Source organism: Desulfogranum aggregans (genome assembly GCF_055398265.1).
Window position 1 is genome coordinate 2,839,804 of the sequence record NZ_AP042447.1, and the last position, 21,118, is coordinate 2,860,921.

16 protein-coding genes and 1 riboswitch are annotated in these 21,118 nt (G+C 54.4%); of the genes, 9 read left to right on the forward strand and 7 right to left on the reverse strand.

Going from position 1 to position 21,118, the window contains the following annotated elements:
* Nucleotides 1-309 precede the first annotated feature (309 nt).
* Together ACZ52Z_RS12505 and ilvY are read right to left on the reverse strand one after the other, a co-directional pair.
* Nucleotides 310-3,471 carry a DNA translocase FtsK gene (locus ACZ52Z_RS12505; RefSeq protein ID WP_464267115.1) on the reverse strand — a complete coding sequence of 1,054 codons (3,162 nt, stop codon included), beginning with the start codon at nucleotides 3,469-3,471 and terminating at the stop codon, nucleotides 310-312.
* Between the two features lie 549 nt (nucleotides 3,472-4,020).
* Complete coding sequence (ilvY, locus tag ACZ52Z_RS12510; RefSeq protein WP_464267116.1) at nucleotides 4,021-4,905, reverse strand: HTH-type transcriptional activator IlvY; 885 nt, start codon at nucleotides 4,903-4,905, stop codon at nucleotides 4,021-4,023.
* Nucleotides 4,906-5,071: 166 nt separating this feature from the next.
* Between ilvY and ilvC the strand changes: the two genes are divergently transcribed.
* Nucleotides 5,072-6,544, forward strand: coding sequence for a ketol-acid reductoisomerase (ilvC, locus tag ACZ52Z_RS12515; protein WP_464267117.1), 1,473 nt, complete (start codon nucleotides 5,072-5,074; stop codon nucleotides 6,542-6,544).
* A gap of 91 nt (nucleotides 6,545-6,635) precedes the next feature.
* On the opposite strand, the gene ACZ52Z_RS12520 is transcribed toward ilvC, so the two are convergent.
* From ACZ52Z_RS12520 to ACZ52Z_RS12530, 3 genes are all read right to left on the reverse strand, one after another.
* Nucleotides 6,636-7,508, reverse strand: a complete 873-nt coding sequence (locus ACZ52Z_RS12520) for a DMT family transporter (protein WP_464267118.1) — start codon at nucleotides 7,506-7,508, stop codon at nucleotides 6,636-6,638.
* 126 nt (nucleotides 7,509-7,634) lie between these two features.
* A complete protein-coding gene (locus ACZ52Z_RS12525; RefSeq protein ID WP_464267119.1) occupies nucleotides 7,635-11,234 on the reverse strand; it encodes a bifunctional proline dehydrogenase/L-glutamate gamma-semialdehyde dehydrogenase in 3,600 nt (1,199 codons plus the stop codon).
* Nucleotides 11,235-11,300: 66 nt separating this feature from the next.
* Complete coding sequence (locus ACZ52Z_RS12530) at nucleotides 11,301-12,023, reverse strand: FadR/GntR family transcriptional regulator (RefSeq protein WP_464267120.1); 723 nt, start codon at nucleotides 12,021-12,023, stop codon at nucleotides 11,301-11,303.
* Between the two features lie 465 nt (nucleotides 12,024-12,488).
* On the opposite strand from ACZ52Z_RS12530, the gene ACZ52Z_RS12535 reads away from it, so the two are divergent.
* From ACZ52Z_RS12535 to ACZ52Z_RS12555, 5 genes are all read left to right on the forward strand, one after another.
* Complete coding sequence (locus ACZ52Z_RS12535) at nucleotides 12,489-13,613, forward strand: branched-chain amino acid ABC transporter substrate-binding protein (protein ID WP_464267121.1); 1,125 nt, start codon at nucleotides 12,489-12,491, stop codon at nucleotides 13,611-13,613.
* Nucleotides 13,614-13,693: 80 nt separating this feature from the next.
* On the forward strand, nucleotides 13,694-14,593 hold the full coding sequence (locus tag ACZ52Z_RS12540) for a branched-chain amino acid ABC transporter permease (protein WP_464267122.1): 900 nt from the start codon (nucleotides 13,694-13,696) through the stop codon (nucleotides 14,591-14,593).
* Nucleotides 14,590-15,549 (forward strand): branched-chain amino acid ABC transporter permease, encoded by a 960-nt coding sequence (locus ACZ52Z_RS12545; protein ID WP_464267123.1) that lies wholly within the window; start codon nucleotides 14,590-14,592, stop codon nucleotides 15,547-15,549. The genes ACZ52Z_RS12540 and ACZ52Z_RS12545 overlap by 4 nt, the downstream gene beginning before the upstream one ends.
* Nucleotides 15,539-16,315, forward strand: a complete 777-nt coding sequence (locus tag ACZ52Z_RS12550) for an ABC transporter ATP-binding protein (protein ID WP_464267124.1) — start codon at nucleotides 15,539-15,541, stop codon at nucleotides 16,313-16,315. The genes ACZ52Z_RS12545 and ACZ52Z_RS12550 overlap by 11 nt, the downstream gene beginning before the upstream one ends.
* Nucleotides 16,299-17,030: an ABC transporter ATP-binding protein gene (locus tag ACZ52Z_RS12555; protein ID WP_464267125.1), complete on the forward strand. Its 732-nt coding sequence runs from the start codon at nucleotides 16,299-16,301 to the stop codon at nucleotides 17,028-17,030. Before ACZ52Z_RS12550 ends, ACZ52Z_RS12555 begins: the two co-directional genes overlap by 17 nt.
* A gap of 73 nt (nucleotides 17,031-17,103) precedes the next feature.
* Here the strand turns inward: ACZ52Z_RS12555 and pyk are convergent, their stop codons facing one another.
* Nucleotides 17,104-18,888 carry a pyruvate kinase gene (gene pyk / locus ACZ52Z_RS12560; RefSeq protein WP_464267126.1) on the reverse strand — a complete coding sequence of 595 codons (1,785 nt, stop codon included), beginning with the start codon at nucleotides 18,886-18,888 and terminating at the stop codon, nucleotides 17,104-17,106.
* Nucleotides 18,889-19,065: 177 nt separating this feature from the next.
* On the opposite strand from pyk, the gene ACZ52Z_RS12565 reads away from it, so the two are divergent.
* Together ACZ52Z_RS12565 and ACZ52Z_RS12570 are read left to right on the forward strand one after the other, a co-directional pair.
* Nucleotides 19,066-19,362: an MTH1187 family thiamine-binding protein gene (locus ACZ52Z_RS12565; RefSeq protein ID WP_464267127.1), complete on the forward strand. Its 297-nt coding sequence runs from the start codon at nucleotides 19,066-19,068 to the stop codon at nucleotides 19,360-19,362.
* A gap of 20 nt (nucleotides 19,363-19,382) precedes the next feature.
* Nucleotides 19,383-19,637, forward strand: coding sequence for a hypothetical protein (locus ACZ52Z_RS12570; protein WP_464267128.1), 255 nt, complete (start codon nucleotides 19,383-19,385; stop codon nucleotides 19,635-19,637).
* A 4-nt stretch (nucleotides 19,638-19,641) separates the two neighbouring features.
* Here the strand turns inward: ACZ52Z_RS12570 and ACZ52Z_RS12575 are convergent, their stop codons facing one another.
* Nucleotides 19,642-20,118: a hypothetical protein gene (locus tag ACZ52Z_RS12575; RefSeq protein ID WP_464267129.1), complete on the reverse strand. Its 477-nt coding sequence runs from the start codon at nucleotides 20,116-20,118 to the stop codon at nucleotides 19,642-19,644.
* A 23-nt stretch (nucleotides 20,119-20,141) separates the two neighbouring features.
* Between ACZ52Z_RS12575 and ACZ52Z_RS12580 the strand changes: the two genes are divergently transcribed.
* Complete coding sequence (locus ACZ52Z_RS12580) at nucleotides 20,142-20,855, forward strand: hypothetical protein (protein ID WP_464267130.1); 714 nt, start codon at nucleotides 20,142-20,144, stop codon at nucleotides 20,853-20,855.
* Nucleotides 20,856-21,012: 157 nt separating this feature from the next.
* Nucleotides 21,013-21,088, forward strand: a riboswitch (cyclic di-GMP riboswitch).
* The last annotated feature ends 30 nt before the right edge of the window (nucleotides 21,089-21,118 follow it).

Sequence of the window (21,118 nt, forward strand, 5' to 3'; positions counted from 1 at the left end):
AGAGATCGGCTGCACATTGACAGAGGGGCGCCCCTTAAACAGGGGCCTGCTGCACCCCCTTGGTGTCAACAGTAACCGGCATCAGCCCCGCAGAATCTTCTTGAAAAGCTAGGTCTACAGTGCCTTCTCGAATCAATAACCAAAAGTGGGACTGACAAATGTCAATTCCTTGGCTTGCCCACTTCTGAGCCCCGGGAGCAGAAGAATTTCTCTTCTTGGATACCGGATCAAGTATTTGCCGGAAGCAACAACCAGGGTGCACAGCCTCAGACAGCTGTTTTTTCACGGCACCCTGGAATACGCTGCGCTTTACATGGCGGCATTGATATTGTTGGTCAAGACCTTGCGAGGCCTGACACCATCAGAGGGGCCGACAACCCCTCGTTTTTCCATGAGATCAACAATTCTGGCTGCTCGATTATATCCAACCCTCAACGCCCGCTGAATACTGGAAATTGATGCCTGATGGGTGGTAAGCACCACCTCGAGCGCTTCATTGTATTTTTCATCATATTCATCATCCATGGTACTGGATTCCATTTCGTCGGTTTCCTGCTCAGTGATCACGTCAAAAATGTATTCAGGCTTTCGCTGCTGTTTAATGAACGAGGTAATTTCAGTCAGTTCCCTTTCAGAAAGATAGGTCCCGTGGACGCGGGTCAGCCTTGCCGTTCCCGGCGGCACAAAGAGCATATCCCCATTGCCGAGGAGAGTTTCCGCCCCGTTGGAATCGATGATGGTGCGCGAATCTGTTTTTGAGGAGACCTGAAAAGAGATTCTTGTCGGAAAATTGGCCTTTATGATACCGGTGAGCACGTCCACCGAAGGACGCTGGGTGGCGAGGATCAGGTGAATGCCCGCAGCACGTGCCATCTGTGCCAGGCGGGTGAGGGAAAATTCTATGTCCCGCGAGGCAGTCATCATCAGGTCGGCCAGCTCGTCAATAATTACCACAATAAAGGGCAGAGGCTCCAGTTTTTCTCCATCCTCACCATACTGAGGGGACGGGGACTCGGCAAGCTTCTGGTTATACTGCTCAATGTGCCTCACCTGGTAGTGGGCAAGGAGGTTATAGCGCCTGTCCATTTCCCGGACCATCCACTGCAACGCGATATTGGCCTTGTTCATGTCTGTGATGACCGGGGTGAGCAGATGAGGAATATCATTATAAAATGACAGCTCAATACGTTTGGGATCAATCATCAGAAATTTGACTTCATCCGGTGACGCCCTGTAGAGAATACTGGTGATCATCGCATTGAGGCCAACGCTCTTCCCTGTACCGGTCGCGCCGGCAATGAGCAGGTGCGGCATGGACTCGAGTTCCACCACAACCGGGTTGCCGATGATATCCTTGCCCAGACAGATGGGTACTTTTGACGAACACTCGGTAAACGCATCCGAGGTGACGATATCAACAAAAGGGACAAGGCTCTTTTTGATATTGGGGATCTCGATGCCCATGACATCCTTACCAGGGATGGGGGCGACAATACGGATGCTGAAGGCACTCAAGGCCAAAGCGAGATCATCGGCCAGATTAACGATTTTACTGATTTTTATCCCTGGATCCGGCTTATATTCATAGGTGGTAATGACCGGCCCGGGAGAGATGCCCATGACCTCACCTTTGATGCCGAAATAACCGAGTTTTTTCTCGAGCAGTTCAGCGTCTGAACGAATCCGTTTTCGGTCGACCTCGTTTTCGCTACTGGTAGTTTGCAGAAAAGAGAGCGAGGGGAGAACATATGATCCTGTATCAGCAACAGGAGCGTCTGCAGGAAACGCCGGAGCACTGCCTTGCTCCGGCGTGTTTATGGTATAGGACGGAGGATGCGGAACCGTGTTTTCTGCACTCTCCGCAGCAGGTCCAACAGGAGCGGTTTGCGGAATCGGGGGTAAAAAGACCAGTTGCTTTTCAGTAGAAGAGGCTGGCACGGGGGGGTGCGCAAGGTCCTCCTTTTGATCCGGGTTCTGGGTCAGGGTCGCTTCGGTGGGTGATGTCCTGACATCGGTGGATGCTGTTTGCTGCGCAGCAGCCTGTGCAAACTTCAAGGAAGTATCCGGCTCCTTTTCTACCGAGCGCTCCTGCTTTACCGGAAAACCTGTGGCCATTTGCCCGGTCACGGCTGCTGATTGCTTGTCTGCCGCTGGTGAAGCTATTGGCCTGGCAGAGGTGCTGTTCACTATGGAGCTGCTCTCCGGGGAGATGGAGGACTGCAACCCAGCCTGCCGGTTTGAGCTGGATGGCGCCTTTGGAGAAACAGCGGAACCTGACGAGGAACTGAGCACGGTTTGATGGGAGGCGCGCCTCCCCTGCTCAGAGGAATCAGGCTCTTTTGGTTGCTTGTTCTCGCTTTTACCGTGACCCGGTGCAAGGGCTGAGCGCTCCTGCTGACTGGTGGGTGTATCCTTTTTCTGCCCTTTATCCTTGTCCGGCTGCACTGAGGCTCCAGGTGTCGCGGATTCTTTTGTGTGATCAACAGGTGCTCCGGTACTGAAGGCAGAAGCGCTCCGTTTCCCGGGAAAGAGCCTGTCGGCAGGACCATGAGCAGGCCCCTCCGCCTGGTCGAGCCTATCCTGACTTGCCTGGGACGCTGCTGCTGATGGAGAAAGGGGGATATCTGTGGCAAGGTGTGCGGGCAGTGCCGCTGTTTCTATCGGGACGCTGTGTTTGGTCAACGATCCGGATTGTAACTGTGCCGAAGGATTGATGGACTGAAAGAGGGGTTTTGAGGTGTTGTGTACGGGCCGGTGCTGTTTGTGGTTGACAGATGAGGCACCAGTGTCTGTTCTTTTTTCCGGTTTAGGCTCAATCTTCTTCTCTGCAGCGTCAAGAGAGGCTGGAGAAGGAGCGGTTTGCGCCGATGACGAAGCTGCTGTGGTTGTGGCAGGAGCAGAGTCCTTGGATGCGGTTTCCTGCGCAAGAGCACCTGCAGAGGATGCAGTGCCTGCAGAGGTATTTTTTGCCGAAGCAGGCTGTGTTGTCGAAGTACGGTTTGCTGTTGTCTTGCAGAGTTCCTGGTGGGCAATAGGCTCCTTTGAGCAACCTTTGGCTGCTCCGGATGTTGCTTCCAGCCCGGCATTGGCCTTGGTCTGGATCGATGTAGACCCGCTTTGTGCACCCTGCGTTGCCCTTTCTGCAGCACCTGTCCCCTTTGCGTACTCAAGGTTGGTCAGGACTTCCTTCATTGATGCAACGGTCTTGTTTAACTGCTCATATTTCTTTTTCAGGGCAATGTGTTTTTCGCAAATGTTGAGTGTGGCAAGCATCAGCTTGGCATAGTCACTCAGGTCTGTTCTCAGCGAGCTTTTTCCCTGATCAATACGCTGCAGTTCGCCTACAACCTCACTGGCAATTTTCTCTGCCATACTCAGCAATTCTGCGTTCTCTATGGTATATTTGAACTGGCCATGTCCTGTCCGGATGACCAGGGTGTCCTTTTCAAGACTATATTGGTATATTCCCACGTTACTACCTACAGTTGAATATATAAAATGAGTCCCCGCCCCTGTATCCAGGTTCTCTGGAGGCAACGCTCCGCTCCTGTCAATTGCTGCTTGCACGCTGGAGGTTCTTCAGTGAGAAAAAAAGGAAGGGATATGTCTGTTCTCGCTGCCTGGACGATTGATGCGGTGTTATGCTTCACTAACCAAAGATTATTCGAGCCGGCCTGGCTGCTCAGGCAGACTGCCCGTGTCTTCAGAGCCCGCGCTAAAGGGAGAGGCTGTGAAAATATTCACTTCAGTCCGTAATGGCAGACCAGTCCTGAGCGCAGCCAGAGGTCTCCTGCTCAGCATCACCTTTACACTTGAGGGCTTGTTTCTTCAAAGATATCAATCTCACTATCTGAAAACAACTTAAAAAAAACCACAGCTGAGCAGAGCGCCTGTAGTCTTGATGCCCAAAAAAAGCCTGATTGGCTCCAGCTCCTGAGCGAGGAGTATACAGCGGACAGTGACAGCGCCTACTCGAAGCAATGGCTGCAAACGAGACCGTCAACAGCTCCTCTTTTTTATTCACGAGGTACGGTTCTTTTCCACGGTGGTCCAAAACGCCCTGATCAGCGGGTTTTCCATGTTGCTGGTAACCGCGCATACCCCGATGGTAAACGGTTTGAGGCGGGGTGCATCACGCAGAACGATCACTTCGTGCTGAATCAGACTTTTTTCCAGTACCAGAAGAGGGATGACCCCCACTCCGCACCCTAGCCCGACCATGGTCAGCAAGGCCTCGTTGCCGGCAACCTGCGCATAGACATTGGGATGGATAGCGTCTTGTCGAAACCATCGATCAACCGCTACCCTGCTGAGCCCCTTTTCCGGAAGGATGAGCGGGGTACGCTGCCAGTCTATCCCCTGTTGATCATACACCACAATATCCTGGTTTGTGGCAGGGGCGACAAAGACCAGGGGCGTCTCAATAACCTTGATGGAGGTGATGGAGGCCGGCAGCTTTTCCGGCAAGGCGGCTATGGTGATGTCGGCAGCCTTGTTGTAAAGTTGGTTGAGTGCCAGGGCCGCATCACCGGTCTGGAGATGCAGCTGGACCCCGGGATAGTTGGCCCGAAAGGTCTTGAGCATACCGGGAAGAATGCCGTTTGCCGCGGTAACCGAGCAGTAAAGCGAAATGTTCCCCTGCAACTCCACCTCGGCAGCCAGTCTATTCTGCAGGGTCTTCCAGCGTTTTTCCGTTTCTTCAGCATATTCGCGGAACAGCACGCCGGCCGGAGTGAGAGAGACGGAACGTCGGTCACGATGAAAAAGCTGTTTGCCGACCTCGGCTTCGAGACGCTGTACCAGGCGGGTCAGTGTAGAGGGAGTCATATGATAGGCCCGGCTGGTCTTTCCGAAATGGAGGGTTGCGGCCAGTGAATTAAAGATTTTTATGCTTCGAATATCCATGAAAAAACAGCGCGTTGATGATATAGATATGGGTTACCGATACCACTATATTGCATATTTCGCAACACAGAGTTGCGATCAAATCACTTTCCGCAACATAGAAATAGACTATACTGCGCGACAAACTGAAAAGATCTACTCACATGGGAAATTAAGGAGATACACGATGGGAAAAAATTATTTCAATAGCCTGCCGCTGCGGCTACAACTCGAAGAACTCGGCAAGTGCCGTTTTATGGATGCCTCGGAGTTTGAAGGGGTGGGTAAACTGCAGGGGAAAAAAATCGTCATCGTCGGTTGCGGTGCCCAGGGCCTTCATCAGGGACTCAACCTGCGCGATTCCGGATTGGATGTCTCCTTTGCCCTGCGCGACAGCGCTATCAGCGAGCAAAGGCAATCCTGGAAAAATGCCACTGATAACGGCTTTACTGCTGGCAATTACCAGGAACTAATCCCCACCGCGGACCTGGTCATCAACCTCACCCCGGACAAGCAGCACACCAACGTGGTTTCCGCGGTAATGCCCCTGATGAAGCAGGGTGCCTGTCTCTCCTATTCCCACGGCTTCAATATTGTCGAGGAAGGAATGCAGATTCGCGACGACCTGACCGTTATCATGGTGGCGCCCAAATCACCGGGAACCGAAGTGCGGGAAGAGTACAAGCGTGGCTTCGGGGTTCCGACGCTCATCGCCGTACACCGCGAAAACGACCCCAATGAAGAGGGATGGGACATCGCCAAAGCCTATGCCTCCGGCATCGGCTCCGACCGGGCAGGGGTCCTGCAGTCATCGTTTGTCGCCGAAGTGAAGTCCGACCTCATGGGAGAGCAGACCATCCTCTGCGGTATGCTCCAGGCGGGTTCACTGCTCTGCTACGACAAGATGATCGAACAGGGGGTTGATGCGGGATACGCCTCCAAGCTGGTACAGTACGGGTGGGAGACCGTCACCGAAGCGCTTAAGCATGGCGGCATCACCAACATGATGGATCGGTTGTCCAACCCGGCAAAAATCAAGGCTTTTTACCTGGCCGAAGAGCTCAAGAGCATCCTGACCCCGCTGTTCAACCAGCACATCGACAATATCATGTCCGGTCACTTTTCCAAGACCATGATGGAAGACTGGGCCAATAACGATGCCAACCTGCTCAAATGGCGGGCAGAGACGGCGGAAACACCATTTGAAAAATCCGTCTCCGGCGACGTGGAAATCAGCGAGCAGGAGTACTTTGACAACGGCATCCTGATGGTAGCCATGATCAAGGCCGGGGTTGAGCTGGCCTTTGACACCATGGTGGATGCGGGAATAAAGGAAGAATCGGCCTATTATGAATCACTGCATGAGACCCCGCTGATCGCCAACACCATTGCTCGCAAGAAGCTGTACGAGATGAATGTGGTAATCTCCGATACTGCGGAATACGGCTGCTACCTGTTTGCCCACAAGGCGGTACCGATGCTGCAAGAATTCATGAAAGCCGTCAATACCGATGTCATCGGCAAGGGGATGGAACGCACAGATAACGGTGTTGACAACATCGAACTGATCGAGGTGAATGAAGCCATCCGCTATACCCCGGTGGAGATCATCGGTGAAGAGCTGCGTTCCCACATGAGCGCCATGAAGCCGATCCTGTAACCCTCAGACTTCCTGAGGGTTCACAGCCTCTTTCCCGTCCCCCTGCGGTCATCCGCTGCAGGGGGATTTTTTTATGGGTACTTCCAGGGAGTCAGGCGAATTCCTGGTAGACTATCGACCCGACAATCAGCAGCAAGCCGGCAAGGGTTGTCTGGTGAATGGTTTCGCCGATGATCAGGTGAAGAAAAAAAAGCGACAGAAAGGGAGTCATATAGATCAGATTTCCCAGCCTGGCGGCACTGGTCGACAGGGTGAGCGCCTGCAACCACAGGACAAAGGTTATCCCCATCTCAAAACAGCCGATGTATAAGATGGCCGGCCAAGCAGCGAGCGGGGGAACAGTGAGGCCGCCGAAAAAGGAACTGAAAAGCAAGGCATAGGCGCTGCCAAAGGTAAACAGCCAAAAAAGCCTCACCACCGGATCACTCCTCTGCCTGGCGTTGATCAGCCAGTAGAGGGCCCAGATGCCTGTGGTGGACAAAGCCAGCAGGACTCCGACCCGGTCAAGCTCCCCGAAGCTGATGAATCTGCCTCGGGTGGCAATAATTACCGCTCCCACAAAACTCACGACCAGGGGGAGGATCTGCTTTCTTCCCAACCGCTGCCCCAGGATCGGTGCCGAGAGCAGCGTCAGGGCCAGCGGCCACCCATAATTCAGGGACATGGCCACCTGGCCCGGCAACCGGTCATAAGCGCTGAACAGGGTGATGTAGTAGAGGAAAGGGTTGAGCAGCCCCAGGGCCGCCACGCCAATAACCTCTTGCCGGGAGACCTGCAGCACAGCTCCGGCCTTCCCCAGAGCCAGCACAAGCAGCAGGAGCACCGTCCAGGAGACAAGGGAGGAAAAAACAAGCAGCGCGTAGGAGTCGACGTGCTCCAATGCGAGCTTGAAAGCGGTTGCAACCGTTGACCATAGGAGGACCGCAGCAAGCGTCATCAACAACGAACGAGATTGTCTACGCATGGGATAGGTATCAAAAAAACCGGTACCTGCTTATCTGCAGGTACCGGTTGCATGGGTGGTTTCCTGGATAGACGCTCTTCAGCCTGAATCCGTCAGCGTTCAACTAAGCTGTCACGAATCCAGGTCTTATTCAAACGAGCGATCCCCAAGGTTCCCGTATCGATGGTAGTTATCACAGATGGACTGCTGCTGGAAGTACTGGAGCAGCTCCAGGCGTCCTTCCATGTACACCGGTGACCGGGAAATGTAGAATCCGGTAGCTGCTGCAGCCGTGAACAACCCGGCAGGAACCCGGTCTTCGGCAGCATACCTGATCCGATCAATCTCGCCCAGCCGGGCGATCAATTGTTCATCGGTTTCACGAACTAGCTGCACCTCCTGCAGCAGCTGGCGGCCGTAATGGGTCGAGAGAAAGGCTGTCACTTCATTGTCCAGGGTGGTTGGCATACTGAGGGTGGTTTCACAGCCGGCAGTCCTGGCTGCAGCAACGCGAGCAAAGACCTCGAAGTGACTATCCCGGGCATCCACCCTGATCAACATCTTCTTGATCGGCAAATAGCGCAGGATATTATCCTGGCCACGGAGATGGAAGAAATCCTGCTCCTGGCCGAAAACGTTCTCCATATTATAGAGATAGCTGTTCACGGCACTGATGAATTTTTCCATATCCTCCTTGATTGGCGCCATTTTCCCCCATAAGAGCAACTTACGCCACTCCTGAGCGGTCTGGAGCAACTGATAATCGTTGACCAACCGTTTTTCGGCAGGGTGAGCAACCTCGGTAATGTCCATGAACTGCGGAACATAGTCGGGGCTGCCAGCCTTGATTCCCGGTCCAAGAGCTGATTTCCCCATGCCGCCGAAAGGCTGCCGAAGAACAATCGCACCGGTGGTACCTCGATTCACGTACAGGTTGCCGGCAAAGATTGTATTCTTCCAGATCTCCTGTTCACGCGGATCCAGGGTTTCGATTCCACTGGTCAGACCATAACCGGTCTGGTTGACCATCTCGATGGCATGCTCCAGGTTATCGGCGCGCATGACCGCGATGAGGGGACCGAAAAATTCGGTCATGTGCGTATAACTTCCCGGCTGGACCCCGTACTTAATCCCCGGTGACCAGATATAGGGATTGTCGTCAACCATGGCGGGCTTCAGGGCCCATTCTTCTCCCGGCTCCAGGGTGGTCAGTCCCCGCTCAAGGTCGCCCTTCGGCGGTTTGATCAACGCAGCTACTTTGGTACTGAACTTCCAGGCTGAACCGACCTTCCAGCTTGCAGCGGCATCCACCAGCTGCTGCCGAAAATGGGGATCGTCATAGATTGTCTTTTCCAGAACCAGCAGACTGGTGGCACTACATTTTTGCCCGCAGTTACTGAACGCTGAATGAATCACGTTTTTGATTGCCTGGTCACGGTCAGCCATGTCGGTGACAATGGTGGCATTTTTTCCACCGGTTTCCGCCGCCAGGTAGACTCCCGGGGTCTGTTCAAGGATCTGGAGCCCAGTATCCGTGCCACCGGTAAGGATGATGAAATCCACCTCAGGGCTGGCGGTCAACAGAGGCCCCACCTTGGCGCCGGAACAGGGCACAAACTGCAGCGTATTTTTTGAAACCCCTGCCCGCCAGAAGCACTGGCACAATTGCCAGGCGGTCGTCACTGCATCTGATGCAGGTTTGAAGACTACCGTACTGCCCGCTGCCAGGGCGGTAATCATGCCGCCGCAGGGAATGGCAATAGGAAAATTCCAGGGCGAAATAACCAGGCCCACGCCCTTACCCCGGGCTTCAATGTTGTCCATATCCTCCAGCTCACGGGCGGTCAGAGGATAATACTCGGCAAAATCGATGGCCTCAGAGACCTCCACATCCGCCTCGGAAAAGATCTTTCCGGTATCAGCGGCCGCTGTCCCCAGCAGTTCGCCCCGGGCCTTGCGCAGCTCCATGGCCACTCGGGAAAGGACCTCATGACGCTGGGCTGCGGTGAGCTCGCGCCATCCGTCCGGATCCTGGCGGGCAACTTCAAGCGCCCGACGGGCATCCTCCGCATCCGCAAGCGCGAATCGGGATACCATGACTTTTTCCTTTGGCCTATTGGGATCGAAAACCTCTTTAATTTCCCGCCCCTCGAACAGCTCTTCTCCGCCGATTACCACCGGGACTTCCATGGCCGTGGCATCCGCCGACAACATCCAACGTTCACGAATATTCTCCGCCCATTGACGGTTGGCGGCCAGAGACCAGTCTGTATCCGGTTCGTTGACAAACCGGTTGGAATGATAGGTGGAGACCGATTCGGGAAAGGTCTCAGTAGAACGGTCCTGAATGCGGTTGGGTCCATCCTGGGCCTGCTCCTGGTAGGCGCAGGAGGCGAGAAAACTTTCTTTGAGGTAGTTCCACTCCTCTGAACCGACCGACAGATCCGGTGAATAGCGAAGAAAATTTTCCGGTGCAGTATTTTCATCCAGGCGACGGATAAGGTAGGCAATGGCGTTGATGAACTCATCTTTGGAAGCCACCGGAGCGTACAGCAACACATCTCCGTCCCCTTCGCTGAGCGCCCGCCGGACATGGTCCGCCATCCCCTCGAGCATCTCAAAATAGAAGTATGGGTTCAAACCGTTTTGTTTTGCCAGTACCGCAGCATAGGCCAGTTCAAACAGGTTGTGGGAGGCAACGCCAAGATTAACGGCCTGAATGTTCTCCTTGTCCATGCCATAGGAGACCATCCGCTTGTAATTGGCATCCACCTCCAATTTGTTGTCATAAGGTGCCAGGGGCCAGTTGAAAAGAGCGGACTCCAGTAACTCCATCTCCATATTGGCCCCTTTGACGATGCGCAGTTTCACCGGTGCACCGCCAGCTGCCACCCGCTCCTTGGCCCAGTCAGTCAATTTCCGCTGCATGCCGAAGCTGTCCGGCAGGTAGGCCTGCAGCACGATGCCGGCCGAGTATCCCTTGAACTCTTCCTGGTTCAATGTTTCGGTAAACGCCGCATAGGTAATCTCCAGGTCCCGGTATTCCTCCATGTCCAGGTTCACGAACTTGGGGATGCGGGTGCCGTCGGAACGGGTAAAATAGTTATCCTTGGCAACCCGGTATATGGCAGAGAGCCGTTCCTTGAGAATGGCAACGGTCTCGTCAAAGGCCAGGGAATTGATCTGCGAGTAGATGGTGGATATCTTGATGGAAATGTACTCCACATCGGGATCCTCCATGTCCTTGATATAGGTTGCCAGACGACGCTTGGCCTCCTCCTCTCCCAGAACTGCCTCGCCGAGATGATTGATGTTCATCCGGATTCCCTGCTCCCTTCGTTTCTGGAGGTGTGCATGGAGTTCCTTTTCCTCACCGGGAATAATGGCCCGACTGGACCCGGCACGCATCTGGTCGATCATGGTGGGAACGGCAAGCGAGGAAAAATGCTTACCCACCCCTTTGAACATCTGAATAAAGAGTTTTTCCACCCGGCTGAAAAATTCGGGAATCCCTTCTTTATCAATCAAATGGGTGATCTGATCGGCAACCCGTTTGGGATTATGGGAGCGGAAGCTCTGATCAATCATACGGGTAAGCAACACCTTGTCGTGAGGATTGGTGAGGAGCCGTTTCATCTGGTCCTGAATATGCTTTTCTTCCTTAGTCAGCAGTTCATTGGCCCTGTTTTGCCACGACTCGGCGAGCGCTACAGCCTCATCGTACATTTCTTCGTTGTGCGTTACCATTCTGATCTCCCTTTGGTTGAAGGTATACCTTACTCTTTGTCAATTCTTGTGCAGGACACCGATGCCTTAGCGTTTCTTTTGCAGCATGAACACGGCAAACCGGCGTACATGCTGCGCAGCAAGCCGGCCGGCAGCCTCGGAGTCATGCGCTCCAATAGCAGCCACTATGTTGCGAAGGTCCTGAAAGTTCTCCTCCAGCTCGTTTTCACCGACACAGAGAAACTTATCATAATAGCGACCGATATTGGCGTGGACGCTCTGCAGCACGAAAATATACAGGGGGTTACCGGCAATCCTGGCAACCGCCTGATGGATCTGCTCATCCATCCGAACGAAATTGTCCCATTCACTTACTCCCCGGTCGCGATAGGCCTTTGCCTTGGCAAGCAGGGCTTCCAGTTGGCTGCATTCAAGAGCCGTGGCCCGTTGAGCAGCCAGGGCACTCACCGACTGTTCCACGCCTTCACGAAATTCCGCCAGGTGGTCAAGGGACACCGCATCCGACCGGATAAGCATTGCCAGATTCTCCACCATCAGCTCCGCATTGGCATCCTTGACATAGGCACCGCCGCTGGCCCCCAGACGGATCTCGATCAGGCTCTTCTGTTCCAGGATACGCAGGGCCTCACGCAGGGTACCCCTGCTGGTCTGGAACATGTCGCAGAGGACCCGTTCCGGCGGCAGACGCTCTCCGGCGGCAATCTCGCCGTCCAGGATGGCCGACTGGATCTGGTTGACCACATCCTGATAGACCCGCTTCTGTTGGGCTTTGTGAAAGATATTTTCCATTCCTCTCTTGACAGTCTGTAATTTTTTTATAACATTATAATGGTTAAACCATTGACGTCAACCTCTTTCCTCAATGGTTTTCCTCTGCAGCCTGTCCAATCCTTGGCGAACCAAAAAACGTACAGTTACCTGCAGAGACAGAAGACAATGCGTCTTGCATGCACGGACACCCCGCCCACTGCTGCAACGCGCTCTCGAGGCAGCTCTCGTCCACCCAACAGCGTACATGGTCGCAGGCGACGGGTTGAGAGCGAATCCTTTCTCGAGCTTGCAGAGCAAACTGCATCTATCCGAATTTGCACCCGTTAGGGCGGCAAAATTTATACAGCAAAAAAAGACGGAATAGAATATCAGTAAGAGCGAAGTTTTCACTTTGTACCAACCTATAGGGAGGAATACGAACACACCACTGGGACATTGAACTCCCGACTGGCAGAAACACAAACTTTCAATTTGGAGGAATGTATGTTGCGAAAAAGAGCGTTATTTATGTCGTTACTCAGTCTTGCCCTCTTTACGGGTACTGGAAATGCCGAGGACGTACTGAAGGTCGGTGTGCAGGCCCCGATTACCGGGAGCTACGCCAACGAGGGGCAGGGCATAGATAATGCCACTCGACTCATGGCAGAACAGATCAATGCCAAGGGCGGCGTACTGGGCAAGCAGATAGAGGTCATCACCTGCGATGACGAGGGAACAGCCATGAAGGCGGCAATCTGCGCCAAGGACCTGGTTAACAAGGGCGTCAAGATGGTCATCGGCTCCTATACCTCCACCTGTGCGGAAGCGGCCCAGGCCACCTATTACCGGGCAGGCGTGCTCCAGACAAGTGACGGAACCAGTGATACCCTCACCCAGCACGGCTACTGGACCTTTTTCCGGAACTCTTTCCCCAACAGTGCAGAGGCAACTTTTGCCGCCGACTACTTCGTCAACGTCAAACAATACCAGCGGATTGCCATTCTCTCTGACTTCTCCAGTTATGCCGACGGCCTGGCCACTGCGGTAGAAAACGCAGTCAAGGAAGCCGGCGGCAACATCGTTGCCAGAGAAAAAATCAAAGCCGGTGCCCAGAACTTCACCCCGGTGCTGACCCAGCTCAAGTCAAAAAAGCCTGATGTGATCTTCTTTGCCGGCTACTACTCCGACGGCGGCCTGATCCGTGCACAGATGGTAGCTCTCGGCATTCAGGCAGACTTTGTCGGCGGTGATGCCAACGACAATCCCGACTTCATCAAACTTGCCGGCAAGGCAGCTGAGGGTGCATACATCATCAATGTTCCCACCCCGGAACTCCTCCCCTACGACCTGGCCAAAGACTTCCTCAAGGCGTACAAGGAAAAATACGGCACCATGCCGCCTTCCATCTGGACCCTGCTCAATGTCGACGGTATGCGGGCCATTGTCCACGCCATGGAAAGCAACCAGAGCTTTGACACCAAGAAAGCGGCCGAATTCCTGCATACCCTCAAGGATTACCCGGGTATCACCGGACCGATCTCCTTTGCCCCTGATGGAAACAGAGTTGGTTCAGGCTACATGGCCTATGAGATTCAGGCTGACGGCAGCTACAAGATAGTCCATAAATAAGCTGCCCCACGGTTGTGACCGATTTCACGCAAGCGGGCTGATTCTTCAGCCCGCTGTCACTCAACACGTAAAAGGGTAGTATGGATATTTTCTTACAGCAACTCGCCAACGGGTTGACCATAGGATCGATGTTCGCCCTTATCGCCCTGGGCTACACCATGGTCTACGGGGTCATGAAGCTGATCAACTTTGCCCATGGTGACCTGGTGGCGGCCGCTGCTTTTGTCGGGCTGTTTATTTTTACCAGCCTGTCGTCAGGCGGAAACTCATCCCTGCTGATCGCCATTGCGGTATTCATGCTCACAGCGGTGGTTATTGCCCTGTGCGGGGTGGTGCTGGAGCGTCTCGCCTATCGACCGCTCAGAACAGCCCCGCGGCTGTCAGCCGTGGTCTCGGCGCTCGGAGCGTCCATGGTCATCCAGAATGGAATCATGCTGCTCTGGGGGCCTCAGCTCAAAATTTTCCCCGACCTGATCCCGCAAATCTACTGGGATCTGGGCGGAGTGGTCATCAGCCTGATCCAGGTCCTGATCTTGGTCCTTTCGCTCCTCCTGATGATCGCCCTCTACATCTTTATTGAAAAGACCAAACTGGGAACCGCAATCCGGGCCAGTTCCATTGACCAGGATGCAGCCCGCCTGATGGGGATCAATGTCAACAACATCATTGCCACCATCTTTATCATCGGCACCTCCCTTGGCGCTGTCGGCGGACTCTTTATCGGGCTCTACTACAAAGGCATCACCTTCAACATGGGCTGGCAATACGGGCTCAACGCTTTTGTTGCCGCCATCATCGGTGGTATCGGCAACATCCCCGGCGCCATGCTCGGCGGCATGCTGCTTGGCCTGTTCAACGCCTTTATCGCCGGCTATGTGTCCAGTACCTGGTCCGATGCCTTTACTTTCATCCTCCTGATCGCGATTCTAATCTTCCGCCCGACCGGAATCCTGGGAGAAAGGGTGGCGGAAAAAGTATGATGAAGAATATACAACGCACAGCATACCCCTTGTTCTTCCTGATTATGGCTATCCTGCCAGCCATGCTTGATTCACGCTGGCTCGCAGTGGCAACGACCTTTGTCATTTTCACCATCGTTGCCCTGAGCACCGATATAGTGCTTGGCAAAGGCGGTATGTTCAATATGGGGCAGGCCCTGTTTTTCGGGCTGGGCGCATACACCAGCGCCATCCTCAACGCCAAGTTCGGTTGGCCGCTGCTTGCAACCCTACCTGCCGCCGTCATTGTACCGGCTTTTTTCGGGGTGCTGCTCGCCGGTCCCATCGTCCACCTGCGAGGGGATTACCTGCTGGTTACCCTGATCGGCTTTAACATTGTCTTTATCCAGGTGCTGCAAAACAACCTCGGCGGCCTGACCGGCGGTCCCAACGGCATATTCGGACTCGACATCATCCACCTGCCGGGACTGGAAGCAGCTCCCCAGGCCGGGGCCTTCTATACCGCTTTGTTCGGTCTGTTGCTCACCCTGCTGGTTATGTATAACCTCGAGAAATCCAAAGCAGGACGAGCGCTCCACTATCTTCGCGAGGATGAACTGGCGGCAAGCTCTGTCGGCATCAACACCAGGGTTTACAAGATATTCGCCTTTGCCCTTGGAGCCGGGATCGCCGGCATGGCGGGAACAATCTACGCCAACCAGTATTCCGCGGTCAGCCCGGAGGCATTCGACTTTGTCCAGTCGGTCCTGTTTTTCAGTATTGTCATCGTCGGCGGGTCATCGATTCCCGGCATCTTTCTCGGGGTCTTTGTCATGTTCGTCCTGCCGGAGATTTTCAGGGAGTTTGCCACCTGGCGCTATTTTATTTTCGGTTTTGCCATGATTTTCACCATGATCCTCCGACCGCGCGGCATCTGGCCGGCAACCTTCGGCAAGATTCCCCGGCGACTGATCAAGGAGGGTACCGATGGCAACTAAGGAACTGGTACTGACCAACGTCACCAAACGTTTCGGAGGCCTGGTAGCAGTCGACGACCTAAGTTTTCGTGTCCAGGAAGGGCAGATCTACGGTATCATCGGGCCCAACGGTGCCGGAAAGACCACGGTTTTTAACTGCATAACCGGCATTCATCCCTGTGAGGAAGGTTCCATCAAGTGGCTGGGCGAAGAGATCCGACTGCTGCAGCCACACCAGGTCGCCAATCGCGGAATCGTCAGGACCTTTCAGACCATCCGTCTCTTCGGTCAGATGAGCGTTGCCGAAAATATCATGAGCGGTCGCCACATCAAATCCCGCCAGGGCTTGTGGCACGGAATCTGTCCGACCCCCTCCTCCCGGGCCGACGAGCGTAGCAACTGGGACAGGGTCGGCGAACTGCTTGACTTTTTCGATCTGGCCGAACATGCGGTCACTCCGGTGGGCTCCCTGCCTTACGGACTGCAGCGTCGGGTGGAAATGGCCCGCGCCATGGCCACCGAACCATCCCTGATGATTCTTGATGAACCGGCAGCAGGGCTCAACGACAAAGAAACCCTCGGATTGATTGAAACCATTTACAACATCCGGGAAAAGGGCATCACCATCCTCCTGATTGAGCATGACATGGACCTGGTCATGGAGGTGACAGAATACCTGACCGTTATCAATTTCGGAAAAAAGATTGCTGAAGGAACGCCCGGTGAAATCCAGACCCACCCGGCGGTGATTGAAGCCTACCTTGGGAGTGATGATGACGACTTCTAACGACATTTTATTCAAAGTCACCGATCTGGAGGTCTCCTACGGCAACATTGCAGCCATCAAAGGCATCTCCCTTGAGGTGAGGGAAGGCGAAATCGTGACCATCCTCGGGTCCAATGGTGCGGGCAAAACCACCACCATGCGGGCCATCAGCCGATTACTGAAGGCAAAATCCGGTTCCATCACCTTCAAAGGGACGGAGCTGACCAGCCTCCCGGCTCACAAGGTAGTCGCATTGGGCATCAGTCAATCGCCCGAGGGAAGACGAGTGTTCGGCGTTCTCACCGTAGAGGAAAATCTTCTGCTCGGTTCCTACACCCGAAAAAAAATTGATACCGAAATTCTCTCCTGGGTGTACGACCTCTTTCCCCGGCTGGAAGAGCGAAAATCCCAGCTTGCCGGGACCCTGTCCGGGGGGGAGCAGCAGATGCTCGCTATCGGCCGGGCCCTGATGAGCAAGCCCTCCATGCTCCTGCTTGACGAACCCAGCCTGGGTATCGCTCCCATCCTGGTCAAGGCCATATTCACCCAGATCAAAAAGATCGCCGAAACCGGCGTCACCGTGCTGCTGGTGGAACAAAACGCCAAGGCCGCCCTCAAGCTGGCAGATCGGGGGTATGTGCTCGAAGTGGGAAAAATCGTTTTTTCCGGTACTTCTGAAGAGCTTCTCAGTTCACCGAAGATCCAGGAAGCCTACCTGGGCAAAAAACGCCACTGAGAAAAGTCTCGCGCCTGTCCGGCCGAGTCTCCACTGTATGCCGCGGTGAGCGCATCCCCCTTGCGCTCACCCTTCACTCCACATTGACCACCTGTACAGCACCCATCTGACTGACCCCGCTCCAGGTGATGCGTGCACCTTCGACGATACCGATGACATCGCCTGAACGGATATACCCCCACTCTTTTGCCAGCTCAATAGAACGACGAACCATCTGTGCCCGGTTCAGTTCCTCCCGGATGATCAGGGGAAAAATATTGTTATACAGGTTGGCATGACGAGCGATGTGCACGGATTTGGTAATCAACAGGGTAGGCACCTTTCGATTCCATTTGGAAAGTGAAGGGTAGAGCTCTCCCGATGGATCAAGCAGCAGGGTAGCGACGATATTGATCAACCCCGCCATAGCTGAAAGGGCCGGATTAACCGAGGCGTCGCCGGTCAGCTGATGATAGTGCTCGGGTTTGATATCCGTGTACCGCTCCTCCTCGCAGATGATGGACGCCATGGTGCGCACCACGTTGACGGGATCAATCCCTGTGGCGGTTTCCTGGGAAAGCATGACTGCATCGGTCCCCTGTTTGATCGCCATGCTCACATCAGTGACCTCAGCCCTGGTGGGCCGCGAATGAGTGGTCATTGAATCAAGCATCTGGGTGGCGGTGATGACCGGTCGGTTATGTTCCCAGCAGAGCTGAATAATCCGCTCCTGGATACGAGGCACGGTGGCCACCGGCAGTTCCACCCCCATATCCCCCCTGGCAATCATAATGGCATCCGATACCCGTATTATATCCCGGATATTCTGCACCGCCTCGGGCCGCTCAACCTTGGCCACGACCTTTATATTCCGCTTGCCTGATCGCTCGATAAACGATTTCACCTCTTCGATCTCGGCTGCGGCCCGCACAAACGACAGCGCCACATAGTCCACCGAATGCTCCAGCCCCCACTCAAGATCCTGCCAATCCTTGGGGGTAACGCTAGGCAGGGCAAGGTTGGTGGACGGCAGGTTTATCCCTTTTCCCGATTTCAGGATCCCTCCGCACACAACCTCGCACAGGGCCTGCTCTGCATCAGTGGACACCACACGCAGCTCCAGCAGACCGTCGTCAAGCAGCACAGGGTCACCTGGCCGCAGGTCGACGAGGATGGAGGGCATGATGGTTGAAAACCGTTCATCGGTGCCTTCAACAGGTTCTGCGCAGATAGACACCTGGTTGCCGCTGTGCAGCTCCACCTGCCCATGGCGCATGGCACCGGCACGGATTTTAGGGCCGCATAGATCCTGAATGACAGCGATGGGCTTATCCCATATCTCTTCAGCCTTGCGAATGGCGCACAGGTTTTGCTCATGCTGCTTGTAGGTGCCATGGGAAAAATTCAGCCGGGCCACGTCCATCCCGGCAAGCACCATTTTGCCGAGCACCGCCGGTGTGTCGCTGGCAGGTCCAATGGTGCACACAATCCTGGCCTTCTTGCTGACACTGGTGTGTCCCTGGGGGGTAATTGTGGAAAGCAGGGACAATAAAGCAGTAAAGTCAATAGGTTTGGGAAAGATCTGCAGCACATTGGGACTGCGCATAACCTGCTGAATAGTCTGCTCATCCTTTATCTCAGCGGTGACGATGATAATCGGCAGGTTGGGGCAGATGACCTCGATTGCCTCGATAAATTTATAGCCATCCCAATGGGGCATCCGGATATCGCTGATAATCGCATCATAGGCATTGGATGCGGCAAGCTGAAACCCCTGGTGCCCGTTGCTGACCGCATCTACACCGTATCCTGCCTTTTCCAGCCTGGCCTGCAGCAAACGCTGGACAGGCGCACTATCTTCGAGAACGAGAATTCGCATGAGATATGCTCCGGAGTATGAGTTACCGATTGAATCCAGCTGTTATTTATAGCATAGTGCAAAAACAGGCAGATTGACAACAGAAGTCCGGCATCGCTGGTTGTTGCAGCACCTCAACCTGGTCGTGCGCTCGTCGTTGCGACTCATCGGATGGCCGGTTTACCCCAGGAGAAAGCTATGCATGTTATTATAGATCTTTGTGTCGTCCCCATGGGCGTTGGTGTTTCCGTTTCAGAGTACGTGGTCGCCTGCCACCGCATACTCGAGCAGGCCGGCCTGAAAACCGAGTTGCACGCCTATGGAACCAATATCGAGGGGGAATGGGATGCGGTCATGGCTGCGGTCAAGCAATGTCACGAGGCAGTGCACGCCATGGGAGCGCCCAGGATTACCACGACCATCAAGCTCGGCACCCGAAGCGACCGCGAGCAAACCATGGCAGACAAGGTAGAGAGCGTTCGTACGAAAATGTAGATTGCATACCACAGGCCCTGATGGGCAGGAGGAAGCATCATCTGCAGAAGCAACAACAGGGAAAAAACAGTCTCTTCTTCCTGGCCGGTGTGCTGAGTGCGCTGGCGATTTTACTGCTCACCGGCGCAAGGTCTACTCCTGCATCGGGCAAGTACAGCATGGAGGTCGTGGTCAGGGATCGCAGTACCCAGATCTACGTCATGGATACGTCTACCGGTGCGGTCAAGTGGGTGGACGCCATGAACACCCCCTTTGAACAGATGAAGGGCGACTAATCCACTAATTACGTTTGAACCCCTCCGGCTTACACGGGCCGGAAGTCGGCTCTGCAGGAGGAAATATCCTGATTGCGCCGTTATCCGCGGGACGCACTGAACTCAGGTGCCATTTGGCGTACCAATAGCCGATGGCCTTGCCGTCCGGAGCGATAATCCTTGCACCGTCAAAGGTACACATTAGGTTTCGCTGGTTCCTGGTATTGTCTATGAGTACCGCCAGTTGCCGCTGCGGATCAGCAACAGAGGTCCACAGCCTGGATTCCAGTTCCAGGCTCTCCTGAAGGGCGATGATGGCCACAGGCGAGTGAAAAGGACCATAGTAATAATAGGCATGGTCCGGGAGAACAGTGGCCTGGGCAAATAAATTATCCACCTCGGCATCAGGAACTATTCGCCCCCGTTCTCCGGTAGCGCAACTCATCAGCATTGTAAGCAATATCCACCAAAAGAGTACATGTAACGACTTTATCAACCCCATAACCCTAACCTCTTCTACTTCCTATGAATATCTACACACACAGCACAGACAGCAGCACAACCGGCAACGTTTCTCGGCAGTTACCCTCTTCACGCATGGCAACAGGGCTGTTGTTAACAATAAGCAGCCTGGCACTCCTCTGCCTTGTTTTTCTTCTGCCCGGATGCGGCCCTGCCACACGCATTGACTCCTCATGGGTGCAGCAGCCGCTTCCCGAACAGGATGTGAAGAAAGTCCTGGTCATCGCGCTTGCGCGGGAAGAGGTGGCGCGCAACCTCTGGGAAAATGTCTTTGTCGATCAGCTCAAGCGCAGCGATATTGAGGCGATCCCCAGCCACCCCCTGGCCGAGAAGCCGATTCCGCCCAAGGAAGCGGCAATCCGTGCCATCGTCGACCAGGCCGGGGCAGATGCCGTGCTAATTACCCACCTGATTGACTCGCAGACATCAACCAAGTGGCACCCGGGAACGCCCCGGATAGAGCCGAGCGCTTTTTATTCCGGTATCTACGGCTATTACGGGGAAGCGTACAACACTGTCTATACCACTCCGACCACCAGCACCCGTACAGTTGTCAACCTGGAGACCAACCTCTACGACGTAGCCACTGGAAAACTCCTCTGGGCAGCGCGATCCTCTACGGTGAACCCCAAACTGCTGAGAAGCGACTTTGAGTCCGTTGCCCGGAAACTTATCGGCAATATGCAACAAAAAGGGGTCATGGAAAAAATGAAATAACAAGCATGCCAACAAATGCGGCAAAGCCCTTCCGCTTCAACGATTTTTTAGAGGGGTGAACCGGCTGGCACCCTGCAGCGTACGCGCGCAGAGCAACCTGCTCCTTGACGGAGCCTGCACCGGAGCGTACACTTATACGTAATATTGGTTCAATCTATAGGGAACAGGCCAAACCTGCCGTGAGGCAGGGACGGAAAGCCTCGGGTCTTGCACAAGACAGCCGGGTTACCCCAAAACGGGTAACCCGGCTTTTTTCTTTTATC